Raw genomic sequence first — 11,648 nt, forward strand, 5'->3', positions numbered from 1 at the left:
TATGACGGTGAACATCGCGGTGGCCGGAGCCAGCGGGTACGCGGGCGGCGAACTCCTGCGCCTGCTCCTGGCCCATCCCGAGGTCGAGATCGGCACGCTCACGGCCGCCAGCAGCGCCGGCACGAAGCTCGGCGTCCACCAACCACACCTCGTCCCGCTCGCCGACCGGGTCCTCGCGGAGACGACGCCGGAGACCCTCGCCGGTCACGACGTCGTGTTCCTCGCCCTGCCCCACGGGCACTCGGCGGAGATCGCGGCGCAGCTCGGCCCGGACGTCCTGGTCGTCGACCTCGGCGCCGACCACCGCCTCGCCGACCCGGCCGACTGGCAGCGCTGGTACGGCGGCGACCACGCCGGCCAGTGGCCGTACGGCCTGCCCGAACTCCCCGGCGCCCGCGAGAAGCTCACCGGGACCAAGCGCGTCGCCGTGCCCGGCTGCTTCCCGACCGGTGGCTCGCTGGCCCTCGCGCCCGCCTTCGCCGCCGGGCTGATCGAGCCGGACGTCACGGTCGTCGCCGTCACCGGCACCTCGGGCGCCGGCAAGAGCCTCAAGCCGAACCTGCTCGGCTCGGAGGTGATGGGCTCGGCGAGCGCGTACGGCGTCGGCGGCGCCCACCGCCACACCCCCGAGTTCGCGCAGAACCTCTCGGCCGTCGCGGGGGAGAAGGTCACCGTGTCCTTCACCCCGGTGCTCGCGCCGATGCCCCGCGGCATCCTCACCACGGCGAGTGCCCCGCTGAAGGCCGACGTCGACGAGGCCGCCGCCCGCGCGGCGTACGAGAAGGCCTACGACGCGGAACCATTCGTCCAGCTGCTGCCCGCGGGTGCCTGGCCGACCACCTCGGCCACGCTCGGCTCGAACAACGTCCAGCTGCAGGTCACGGTCGACGCCGACGCGAAGCGCCTGGTCGTCGTCGCCGCGATCGACAACCTCACCAAGGGCACCGCCGGCGGTGCCGTCCAGTCGATGAACCTGGCCCTCGGTCTCCCCGAGACCACCGGCCTTTCCACCGTAGGAGTGGCACCGTGACCGTCACCGGCCCCCAGGGCTTCCGCGCCGCCGGCGTCGCCGCCGGGATCAAGGCATCCGGCGCGCTCGACTTCACGCTGGTCGTCAACGACGGCCCGCTCGACGTCGCGGCCGGCGTGTTCACCCGCAACGTCATCAAGGCCGCGCCGGTGCTGTGGTCGCAGGAGGTGCTCAAGCAGCAGCGGCTCAAGGCCGTCGTCCTCAACTCGGGCGGCGCCAACGCGGCCACCGGCCCCGGCGGCTTCCAGGACACCCACGCCACGGCCGAAAAGGTCGCCGAAGTGCTGCAGGCGGGCGCGATCGAGGTCGCCGTCTGCTCCACCGGCCTGATCGGCGAACGGCTGCCGATGGAGGCGGTCCTGTCCGGCGTGGACACCGCGTTCAAGGCCCTCGACGCGAGTGCCGAAGCGAGCCTGAACGCCGCCACCGGCGTGATGACCACCGACTCGAAGCCCAAGCAGGCCTTCGCGAAGCACGACGACGGCTGGAGCGTCGGCGGCTTCGCCAAGGGCGCGGGCATGCTCGCGCCGAACCTCGCCACCATGCTCTCGGTGCTGACCACCGACGCCGTGGTGAGCAAGGAAGCCCTCGACCGGGCCCTGCGCGCGGCCACGCACGTGACCTTCGACCGCCTCGACGTCGACGGCGGCACGTCCACCAATGACACCGTCCTGGTCCTCGCCTCCGGCGCGAGCGGTGTCGAGCCGACCGAAGCGGAGCTCACCGAGCTGCTCACGAAGGTCAGCCTCGACCTCGTCCTCCAGCTGCGCGCCGACTCCGAAGGCGCGACGAAGGACGTCAACATCACCATCCAGGGCGCCGAGTCCGAGGCCGACGCGATCGCGGTCGCCCGCACGATCGCCGAGGACAACCTGGTCAAGACCGCGCTGTTCGGCTCCGACCCGAACTGGGGCCGGATCGCGATGGCGCTGGGCCGGGTACCGGCCCGCATCGACCCGGAAACCGTGTCGATCGCGATCAACGGCGTCACCCTCTTCGCCCAGGGGATGCCCGCTTCCGACCGGTCGGAAGCCGACCTCACCGCGCGCGACATCGAGATCGTCGTCGACCTCGGGGTCGGCGGCGAGGCGGCCACGATCTACACCACGGACCTTTCGCACGGTTACGTCGAAGAGAACAGCGCGTACTCCTCATGACCCAGGAGGCACTGATTTCCGCGGACGAAAGACTCGCGACGGCGGCCGAGAAGGCCGGGGTCCTCATCGAAGCGCTGCCCTGGCTGCAGCGCTTCCACGGCGCCACCGTGGTGGTGAAGTACGGCGGCAACGCCATGATCGACGACCAGCTGAAGGCGGCCTTCGCCGAGGACATGGTGTTCCTCCGGCTGGCCGGCCTGCGGCCGGTGGTCGTGCACGGCGGCGGCCCGCAGATCACCGCGATGCTCAAGCGCCTCGGCGTCGAAGGCGAGTTCAAGGGTGGGCTGCGCGTCACCACGCCGGAGACGATGGACATCGTCCGGATGGTGCTCACCGGGCAGGTCAGCCGCGAGCTGGTCGGGCTGATCAACGCCCACGGGCCGTACGCGGTCGGCATCTCCGGCGAGGACGCCCGGCTGTTCACCGCCGAGCGCAAACAGGCCACTGTGGACGGTGAACAGGTCGACATCGGGCTCGTCGGCGAGGTCGCCGAGGTCAACCCGGACGCGGTGCTCGACATCGTCAACGCCGGGCGCATCCCGGTGGTGTCCACCGTCGCGCCGGACGTCGAAGGTGTGGTGCACAACGTCAACGCCGACACCGCGGCGGGTGCGCTGGCGGCCGCGCTCGGTGCCGAAAAGCTCGTCGTGCTCACCGACGTCGAAGGCCTGTACGCGAACTGGCCGGACCGGTCGTCGCTGATCGACCGCATTCGCGTCGACCACCTCGAGCCGATGCTGCCCACCCTGGCCAGCGGCATGATCCCGAAGATGGAGGCGTGCGTGCGCGCCATCCGCGGCGGTGTGCGCCGGGCGCACGTGATCGACGGCCGCCTCGCCCACTCGGTGCTGCTGGAGGTCTTCACCTCCCGCGGCATCGGCACCATGGTCTTCCCCGAAACGGAGCTCCCGTGACCGACCTCAAGTCCAATGTGGACGGCCAGCAGCACTGGCAGTCCGCGCTCATGGACAACTACGGCACGCCCAGCCTGACGCTCGTCCGCGGCGAAGGCGCGAAGGTGTGGGACGCCGACGGCAAGGAGTACCTCGACCTGGTCGGCGGCATCGCCGTCAACGCGCTCGGCCACGCGCACCCGGCGGTCGTCGAAGCCGTCACCGCGCAGATCAAGCAGCTCGGCCACACCTCGAACCTGTACGTCAACCCGGTGGCCGTCGAGCTCGCCGAGACGCTGCTCGACGTCGCCGGCCTGACCGGCAACGGCAAGGTCCTCTTCGTCAACTCCGGCGCCGAGGCCAACGAAGCCGCGCTGAAGATCAGCCGGCTGACCGGGCGCACCAAGGTGATCGCCGCCGAAGGCGCGTTCCACGGCCGGACCATGGGCTCGCTGACGCTGACCGGCCAGCCCGGCAAGCGCGACCCGTTCAAGCCGCTGGTGCCCGGGGTGGAGCACGTGCCGTTCGGGGACGTCGCGGCGCTGAAGGCGGCCGTCGACACCGAGACCGCGGCCGTCTTCCTGGAGCCGGTGCTCGGCGAGGCCGGCGTCATCCCGGCGCCGGACGGCTACCTGCAGGCCGCCCGCGAGATCACCAAGGCCACCGGCACGCTCCTGGTGCTCGACGAGGTGCAGACCGGCCTTGGAAGGCTCGGCACCTGGTTCGGCTTCCAGCAGGCCGGCGTCGTCCCGGACGTGATCACGCTGGCCAAGGGCCTCGGCGGCGGGCTGCCGCTGGGCGCGGTGATCGGCGTCGGCGCGGCGGGCGACCTGCTCAAGCCCGGCCAGCATGGCACCACCTTCGGCGGCAACCCCGTGTGCTGCGCGGCCGGCCTGGCCGTGGTGAAGACCATCGCCGCGGACGGCCTGCTCGACCACGTCTCGACGCTGGGCAAGGACATCGCGGCGGGCGTCGAGGCGCTCGGCCACCCGCTCGTCGCCGGGGTGCGCGGCGCCGGCCTGCTGCTCGGCATCGCCCTGCGCAAGCCCGTCTCGGGCGCGGTCGCCAAGGCAGTGCAGGACGCGGGCTACCTCGTCAACCCGGTCGCGCCCGACACCATCCGGCTCGCGCCGCCGCTCGTGCTCGACGCCGAGCAGGCCGGCGGCTTCCTCGCCGCACTCCCGAACGCGCTCGACTCCACCACGAAGGACGCCGACTGATGCTCCGCCACTTCCTCCGCGACGACGACGTCAGTCCCGTCGAGCAGAAGGCCATCCTCGACCTCGCCGACGCGCTGAAGGCCGACCCGCTGGGCACCAAGACCCTGGCCGGCAAGTCGATCACGGCCATCTTCGAGAAGAACTCGACCCGCACCCGGTTCTCGTTCGAGGTGGGCATCAGCCAGCTCGGCGGGCACCCGGTGATCGTCGACGGCCGTTCGATGCAGCTCGGCCGCGAAGAGACGATCGAGGACACTTCGCGGGTCCTGTCGCGCTACGTCGACGGGATCGTGTGGCGGACCTTCGCGCAGAAGCGCATCGAGGCGATGGCGTCGGCGGCGTCGATCCCGGTCGTCAACGCGCTGACCGACGAGTTCCACCCGTGCCAGGCGCTCACCGACCTGATGACCATCCGGGAGCGCAAGGGGAAGCTCGAGGGCCTCACCCTCGTCTACCTCGGTGACGGCGCCAACAACATGGCGCACTCGCTGCTGCTCGCCGGGGTCACCGCCGGGATGCACGTCCGTGTGGTCTCGCCGCTCGGGTTCCAGCCCGACCAGCAGGTCATGCTCGACGCCAAGACGCGCGGCGAGGAGACCGGCGGCACCGCCACGGTGTTCACCGACCCGTACGCGGCGGTCGCCGGCGCGGACGTGCTCGTCACCGACACGTGGACGTCGATGGGGCAGGAGAACGACGGGCTCGACCGGGTGGGCCCGTTCCGCGCCCTGCAGGTCAACACCGAGCTGCTGAAGAAGGCCGCGGACGACGCGATCGTCCTGCACTGCCTGCCCGCGCACCGCGGCTGGGAGATCACCGACGAGGTGATCGACGGTCCGGCCAGCGCGGTCTGGGACGAAGCCGAAAACCGGCTGCACGCCCAAAAGGCCCTGCTGGTCTGGTTGTTCGAAGAGAGCCGACGATGACCAGCAGCCGGGTGGGGCGGCAGGCGCGGATCACCGAACTCGTGTCGACGATGACGATCCGCAGCCAGACCGAGCTGGCCAAGCTGCTGGCGGCCGAGGGCATCGAGGTCACCCAGGCGACGCTGTCGCGCGACCTCGACGAGCTGGGCGCGGTCAAGCTGCGCGGGCCCGACTCGGGCGCGCCGGTCTACGTCATCCCCGAGGACGGCAGCCCCGTCCGCGGGGTGCAGGGCGGCACGTCGCGGCTCTCCCGGCTGCTCGCGGAGCTGATGGTCTCGGCCGACTCGTCCGGCAACCTGATGGTGCTGCGGACCCCGCCCGGCGCCGCGCAGTTCCTGGCCAGCGCCATCGACCGGGCGGCGCTCGAAGAGGTCGTCGGCTCGATCGCGGGCGACGACACCGTCGCGGTGATCGCGCGCGAACCCCTGACGGGCAAGGGTCTGGCCGAACGGTTCGCCGCCCTCGCCCAACGATCGGCGGACGAGGGACCACCATGATCACGATCGGCGATGTCTTCCCGGCCGAGGGCGAATTCCTCGCGCCGGACGAGGTCGTCGTGACCTACGACAGCGGGGTGCCGGTCGCGATCGACGGCGAGACCGTCTCCGTCGCCGAAGCACACCGGATGCTGAGCGCACGCGGTGAAGCACAGAGAATCGGCCGCCGCGAAGCCTGCGCCGCGCTCGAACGGCGGGCCTGCCGCGGATATGCCAGTGTCCGCCTGGTCCTGTACGACGGCCGGATCACGGTCGCCTGAACACACGAACACCGAGGAGAAGCGAGAACAGTGAGCGGGAACGAGCAGCCGGTGCAGCTGTGGGGCGGCCGGTTCGCCAGTGGTCCGGCGGAGGCCATGGCGGCGCTGAGCGCGTCGACGCACTTCGACTGGCGCCTGGCGCCCTACGACATCGCCGGGTCCCGCGCGCACGCCCGCGTGCTGAGCAAGGCGGGCCTGCTCACCGAGGACGAGCTGACCGGCATGCTGGCCGCGCTGGACACGCTCGCGCAGGACGTCGCGGCGGGGAAGTTCACCCCGACGATCGCCGACGAGGACGTGCACACGGCCCTCGAACGCGGCCTCCTCGAGCGGGCGGGCACCGAGCTCGGCGGCAAGCTGCGCGCCGGCCGCTCGCGCAACGACCAGGTGGCCACGCTGTTCCGGATGTGGCTGCGCGACGCGTCCCGCCGGGTCGTCGCCGGCACGCTCGACGTCATCGACGCGCTGGTGTCGCAGGCGAAGCGGCACCCGGACGCGATCCTGCCCGGCCGCACCCACCTGCAGCACGCCCAGCCGGTGCTGCTCGCGCACCACCTGATGGCCCACGGCCAGGCGCTGCTGCGCGACGTCTCGCGGCTGCAGGACTGGGACGCGCGCACGGCCGAGTCGCCGTACGGCTCGGGCGCGCTCGCCGGCTCGTCGCTGGGCCTCGACCCCGAGGCCGTCGCCGAGGAGCTGGGGTTCGCGACGAGCGTCGAGAACTCCATCGACGGCACGGCTTCCCGTGACTTCGTCGCCGAGTTCGCCTTCGCCGTCGCGATGCTCGCGGTGAACCTGTCCCGGATCGCCGAAGAGGTGATCATCTGGAACACCGCCGAGTTCGGCTACGTCACGCTGGACGACGCCTGGGCGACCGGCAGCTCGATCATGCCGCAGAAGAAGAACCCGGACGTCGCGGAGCTGACCCGCGGCAAGGCGGGCCGGCTGATCGGCAACCTCACCGGCCTGCTGGCCACGCTCAAGGCGCAGCCGCTGGCCTACAACCGCGACCTGCAGGAGGACAAGGAGCCGGTGTTCGACTCGGTCGAGCAGCTGGAACTCCTGTTCCCGGCGATCGCCGGGATGCTCGCCACGCTGACGTTCCACACCGACCGGCTCGCCGAGCTGGCCCCGGCCGGCTTCACGCTGGCCACGGACATCGCGGAATGGCTGGTGCGCCAAGGCGTCCCGTTCCGCGTCGCGCACGAGGCCGCGGGCGAAAGCGTCCGTGTCGCCGAGGCCCGCGGCGCCGGCCTGGACGAGCTGACGGACGAGGAGTTCGAGAAGATCAACCCGGCGCTCACCCCGGAGGTGCGGGCCGTGCTGACTGTCGAAGGTTCGGTGAAGTCCCGCGACGCCCGCGGTGGCACCGCGCCGGTCCGCGTGGCCGAGCAGCGCGCGCGGCTCGAAGAGCGCGTGACCGCCGCTCGTCAGTGGCTCAACTGAGGGATTTGCGGAGCTTGGCCCGGACGGCCCGCGTGGCCACCGGGCCGAGCCCGTCCAGGACGTCGACGAGCACGGCCAGCTGCTCCAGCGCGGTCACGGCCTGCTCGGCGCCCTCGGGGTCGACGGTCTCGAACAGCGACAGCCCGAGGAACCCCGACGACACGGCGTGGGCCAGCCCGGCGGGGTCGGCCAGCTCGGCCAGCGGCGACCCCTCGAGCACGCGCTCGAGGGCCGTCCGGACCTCGGTGATCCACTTGTCCAGGCCTTCGCGGGTGGCCTCCGAGAGCCGTTCGCTGCCTTGCGCCCCGGCCAGCGTCTGGGCCAGCACGGCGAGGTTGCCCTCGGCGCGTTCGGCGACCCGGATCTCACGGCCGAGCTGCAGCAGGTCGCCGACCGAGTTCACGGCGGCGAAGCGCTCGCGGTAGAGCGAGACCCGGGCTTCGGTCGCGAGGATGCACGCCTGCGCGACGAGCTCCTCGACGCTGCCGAAGTGGTAGAAGATCAGCGCCTGGTTCGCGCCGGCCGCGGTCGCGACCGACCGGGCGGAGACCGCGGTGATGCCCTGGTGCCGGACGATCTCGAGCACGCCGTCCACGAGCTTCTGCTTCGTGTCCCGCGAGCTGGAGTTCCGGCCGGTGCCCATCAGTCCATGACCTTCTCACGAAGCGGCTTGACCGCCCCGCTGACCCCGCCGCGGACATCGACGAATCTCGGGGTGAAGCCGCCTTCGTAGCCGAACAGCGGCCCGAACCGCGGGTGGACGACGGCGACCTCGATCCGGAACTGCCCGCTCGCTTCGTCGAACCACTCCTCGACCTGGGCGGTGCCGGTGAGCACCCGTGGCAGGCCGGCCCGGATCGGGCCTTCCCGCAGCCTGAATTCGCCCGAGCGGATCCGGAACCCGCCGTCCGGCCGGGCCGACACGGTGAGGTCCACCGCCAGGTGCTGGTGCGTCCCCAGGTAGTCGACGAGCCCGCGCTCGGCGCCGTAGACCATCTGCGCGTCGAAGCGCCTTCGCCGTTTCGGGAGCTCGAAAGTGCGTACGAAGGACACGGTCTCGCGGCCGTGGCTGTCCACGTACGGGTAGTTCTCGATGGTGAACGGCACGTTCCGCCCGCGCTCGGGGAACAGGATGTGCCGCGTCGACCCGAGCCACAGGAACGGCAGGGTGAACCCGGGCCCGCGCCAGATCCGGTCCATCACGCCGTGGCCGATCATGCCGCGCCCGTCCGAGAGGGCGAGCCGTTCCCGCATCCGCGGGTGCAGGAGCGCGAAGTCCGCGCCGAGCGCGCGTGCGAAGACGCTCATGCCGGCACTCCGACCGGTCCGTCCGCGCGGTCACGCGGTCGCGTCCGGCCGCAGCGGGCGGCCGAGGGCGCGGTCAGGGGCTGGTCCTCGGGTGGGGTCCCGGTTTCGAGCCAGAGCCGCAACCGGTCGAACGACCAGGCCGTCATCCACCCGAAGACCGGCCGGAACACCCGGTCCGCCAGCTGTCCGGAGCGTCCCCAGCGGGTGCCGTAGTCGAAGCCGGTCACGAAGCGGACGCCGCCGTCGACCGGCGTGTACCGCCAGAACCCGGCACCCGCGCTGATCAGGGACAACGGGTCGGCGGAGGCGAACCGCAGCACCGATGTCCGCGAGCCGTCCGGCCAGGTGCGCGACGCCGCGCTCACCCCGACTCCGGTGACGGTGACCCCGAGGAACCGCGAGGCGTAGCGGAAGTGGCCGTCGTGCCCGGCGAGCGGGTTGATGTCGGCGAAGCGGAGGTCCCAGCGGCGATGCAGGTCCGGGTCCTGCGTGTGCCGCCACAACGTGTCCAGGTCCGTGCGGATCACGGTCTCGACGTAGAGCGCCTTCGGTCGCATCTGCCGGCTCCCCTCAGAGTTTGAGCGACTGCTCAATTCGACTGTAGTGAAGTTTGAGCGATCGCTCAAGTACTAGGGTGACCGGGACCCCGAGGGAGGTTCGCTTGAGCGGCGACGCAAGCCGGTTGTTCACCCGTGAGGAGCTGGCGCTCGACCCCGTCGACCTGGCGCACCTGCTGCTCGGCTCGGTGCTGGAGGCCACCGGCCCCGACGGCACCGTCGGCGTCCGGCTCGTGGAGGTCGAGGCCTACCGCGGCGAGGACGACCCGGCGTCGCACTGCTACCGCGGCCGCACCCCGCGCAACGCCGTCATGTGGGGGCCCGCAGGCCACCTGTACGTGTACTTCGTCTACGGGATGCACTTCTGCGCGAACGTCGTCGGCACCCACGAGGACATGCCCGGAGCGGTGCTGCTCCGCGCGGGCGAGGTCGTTGAAGGCCTCGACGTCGTCCGCAAGCGGCGCCCGAACGCCCGGGGGACCGGTGAACTGGCCAAGGGCCCGGCCATCCTGACGTCGGTGCTGCGCGTCGACCGCACGCAGAACGGCGTCGACCTGACCGACCCGGCGTCCCCGGTCCGGCTGCGCGTCGGCGAGCGCGTGCCGCCCGAGCGGATCCGCGTCGGCCCCCGGGTCGGCGTCGCGATGGCGATGGACACGCCGTGGCGCTTCTGGGACGGCGCGTCGCCGGCCGTGTCCACCTACCGCCGCGGCGGGAAGCGCCGGGTCCGACCCGCCGTTTAGTCGGTTGACCTGGTGCGGGAGGATCTACAGGCGTGAGCGAACACATCCTCGACGAGCTGTCCTGGCGCGGCCTCATCGCGCAGTCCACCGACATCGACGCCCTCCGGCGCGAGCTCGACCAGGGTCCCGTGACGCTCTATTGCGGCTTCGACCCCACCGCACCCAGCCTGCACGCCGGCAACCTGGTCCCGCTGCTCATGCTCAAGCGCTTCCAGCGCGCCGGGCACCGGCCGATCGTGCTGGCCGGCGGCGCGACCGGGATGATCGGCGACCCTCGCGACACCGGCGAGCGCACGCTGAACACGCTCGACGTCGTCGCCGAGTGGGCCGGGCGCATCCGCGGCCAGCTCGAACGGTTCGTCGACTTCGACGACTCGGTGACCGGGGCGATCGTCGAGAACAACCTCAACTGGACCGGCGAGCAGAACGTCCTGGAGTTCCTGCGCGACGTCGGGAAGCACTTCTCGGTCAACGTCATGCTCAACCGGGAGACGGTCAAGCGCCGGCTCGAGGGTGACGGCATGTCCTACACCGAGTTCAGCTACCTGCTGCTGCAGTCGCAGGACTACCTGCAGCTGTACCGCAAGTACGGCTGCAAGCTGCAGGTCGGCGGCTCCGACCAGTGGGGCAACCTCGTCGGCGGGGTCGACCTGATCCGCCGGACCGACGCGGCGGGCGCGCACGCGCTGACCGCGCCGCTGGTCACCGACGCCGAGGGCCGCAAGTTCGGCAAGTCCACCGGCGGCGGGAACCTCTGGCTCGACCCGGAGATGACCTCGCCGTACGCCTGGTACCAGTACTTCGTGAACGTGGGCGACGCCGACGTGATCCGCTACCTGCGGATGTTCACGTTCCTGAGCCAGGAGGAGATCGCCTCGCTGGCCGAGGACACCGAACAGCGTCCCCACCTGCGGGCCGCGCAGAAGCGGCTGGCCGAGGAGTTCACGATCCTCGTCCACGGTGAGGAGCAGACCCGGCAGGTGATCAACGCCAGCCAGGCGCTCTTCGGCCGCGGCGAGCTCGGCGAGCTGGACGAGCGCACGCTCGACGCGGCGATGGCCGAGGTGCCGAACGGCAAGGTCGACCCGTCCGGTGAGGTGACGATCGTCGACCTGCTGCTCGCCGGGGGACTGGTGGACAGCAAGGGCGCGGCACGCCGGACGGTCAAGGAGGGCGGCGCGTACGTGAACAACGTGAAGGTCGCCGACGAGGAGTGGAAGCCGTCCCTCGGGGACGCGCTGCACGGCAAGTGGCTGGTGGTCCGCCGGGGCCGCCGCAACGTCGCCGGCGTCGCCCTCGGCGGCTGACCGGCCCCGGTGGCCCGAAACAGGGTTCTGACCTGCGGGAACGCGGTTAAGGTACCCCCCTGTTTCGGGCCCTCATCCGGGGTGTAAAGTTCTCCAAGTCGCCAGGGAAACCGGGTGGCCGCCGGGACACGAACCAAGCTCTCGCTCACCGCGATTGAGTGGGTGTCCCACCAAAAACTGCTAGGAATACTCGATTCGAGTAAGGCCGTGTGAAAGCGGTGCGACTCGAGGTGTGTTGCTTGAGAACTCAACAGTGTGCTAGTGAACTAAGCCAGTAGAGCTTATATAGAACCTCGTATGAGGT

General features: G+C 71.2%; 13 protein-coding genes. 10 read left to right on the forward strand and 3 right to left on the reverse strand.

Annotation, left to right across the window (positions count from 1 at the left end):
- Position 1: 1 nt before the first annotated feature.
- The 8 genes from argC to argH are packed head-to-tail and all read left to right on the forward strand — an operon-like array spanning position 2 to position 7,429.
- Entirely contained in the window at positions 2 to 1,030 is a 1,029-nt protein-coding gene (gene argC, locus ACZ7PG_RS50985) for an N-acetyl-gamma-glutamyl-phosphate reductase (RefSeq protein ID WP_470246463.1), read from the forward strand.
- Positions 1,027 to 2,187, forward strand: coding sequence for a bifunctional glutamate N-acetyltransferase/amino-acid acetyltransferase ArgJ (gene argJ / locus ACZ7PG_RS50990; protein ID WP_470246464.1), 1,161 nt, complete (start codon positions 1,027 to 1,029; stop codon positions 2,185 to 2,187). Before argC ends, argJ begins: the two co-directional genes overlap by 4 nt.
- Positions 2,184 to 3,101: an acetylglutamate kinase gene (gene argB / locus ACZ7PG_RS50995; protein WP_470246465.1), complete on the forward strand. Its 918-nt coding sequence runs from the start codon at positions 2,184 to 2,186 to the stop codon at positions 3,099 to 3,101. Before argJ ends, argB begins: the two co-directional genes overlap by 4 nt.
- Positions 3,098 to 4,300 (forward strand): acetylornithine transaminase, encoded by a 1,203-nt coding sequence (locus ACZ7PG_RS51000; RefSeq protein ID WP_470246466.1) that lies wholly within the window; start codon positions 3,098 to 3,100, stop codon positions 4,298 to 4,300. Before argB ends, ACZ7PG_RS51000 begins: the two co-directional genes overlap by 4 nt.
- Positions 4,300 to 5,226 (forward strand): ornithine carbamoyltransferase, encoded by a 927-nt coding sequence (argF, locus tag ACZ7PG_RS51005; RefSeq protein ID WP_470246467.1) that lies wholly within the window; start codon positions 4,300 to 4,302, stop codon positions 5,224 to 5,226. Before ACZ7PG_RS51000 ends, argF begins: the two co-directional genes overlap by 1 nt.
- Positions 5,223 to 5,723, forward strand: a complete 501-nt coding sequence (locus ACZ7PG_RS51010) for an arginine repressor (protein ID WP_155546218.1) — start codon at positions 5,223 to 5,225, stop codon at positions 5,721 to 5,723. Before argF ends, ACZ7PG_RS51010 begins: the two co-directional genes overlap by 4 nt.
- Positions 5,720 to 5,983, forward strand: a complete 264-nt coding sequence (locus ACZ7PG_RS51015) for an argininosuccinate synthase (protein WP_470246468.1) — start codon at positions 5,720 to 5,722, stop codon at positions 5,981 to 5,983. Before ACZ7PG_RS51010 ends, ACZ7PG_RS51015 begins: the two co-directional genes overlap by 4 nt.
- A 30-nt stretch (positions 5,984 to 6,013) precedes the next feature.
- Positions 6,014 to 7,429, forward strand: a complete 1,416-nt coding sequence (gene argH / locus ACZ7PG_RS51020) for an argininosuccinate lyase (RefSeq protein WP_470246469.1) — start codon at positions 6,014 to 6,016, stop codon at positions 7,427 to 7,429.
- On the opposite strand, the gene ACZ7PG_RS51025 is transcribed toward argH, so the two are convergent.
- From ACZ7PG_RS51025 to ACZ7PG_RS51035, 3 genes are read right to left on the reverse strand one after another with little or no spacing between them, the layout of a single operon-like run.
- Positions 7,422 to 8,072, reverse strand: a complete 651-nt coding sequence (locus ACZ7PG_RS51025; protein ID WP_470246470.1) for a TetR/AcrR family transcriptional regulator — start codon at positions 8,070 to 8,072, stop codon at positions 7,422 to 7,424. The two genes, argH and ACZ7PG_RS51025, sit on opposite strands and share 8 nt — an antisense overlap.
- Positions 8,072 to 8,737 (reverse strand): DUF4166 domain-containing protein, encoded by a 666-nt coding sequence (locus tag ACZ7PG_RS51030; RefSeq protein WP_470246471.1) that lies wholly within the window; start codon positions 8,735 to 8,737, stop codon positions 8,072 to 8,074. Before ACZ7PG_RS51030 ends, ACZ7PG_RS51025 begins: the two co-directional genes overlap by 1 nt.
- Positions 8,734 to 9,294 carry a hypothetical protein gene (locus tag ACZ7PG_RS51035; protein ID WP_470246472.1) on the reverse strand — a complete coding sequence of 187 codons (561 nt, stop codon included), beginning with the start codon at positions 9,292 to 9,294 and terminating at the stop codon, positions 8,734 to 8,736. Before ACZ7PG_RS51035 ends, ACZ7PG_RS51030 begins: the two co-directional genes overlap by 4 nt.
- Positions 9,295 to 9,398: 104 nt before the next feature.
- Between ACZ7PG_RS51035 and ACZ7PG_RS51040 the strand changes: the two genes are divergently transcribed.
- Together ACZ7PG_RS51040 and tyrS are read left to right on the forward strand one after the other, a co-directional pair.
- Entirely contained in the window at positions 9,399 to 10,037 is a 639-nt protein-coding gene (locus tag ACZ7PG_RS51040) for a DNA-3-methyladenine glycosylase (protein ID WP_470246473.1), read from the forward strand.
- 32 nt (positions 10,038 to 10,069) lie between these two features.
- The gene (gene tyrS, locus ACZ7PG_RS51045; RefSeq protein ID WP_470246474.1) at positions 10,070 to 11,344 is read left to right on the forward strand and encodes a tyrosine--tRNA ligase; all 1,275 of its coding nucleotides are present in this window, start codon (positions 10,070 to 10,072) and stop codon (positions 11,342 to 11,344) included.
- Positions 11,345 to 11,648 lie beyond the last annotated feature (304 nt).

The organism is Amycolatopsis sp. NPDC114504, from assembly GCF_055633595.1.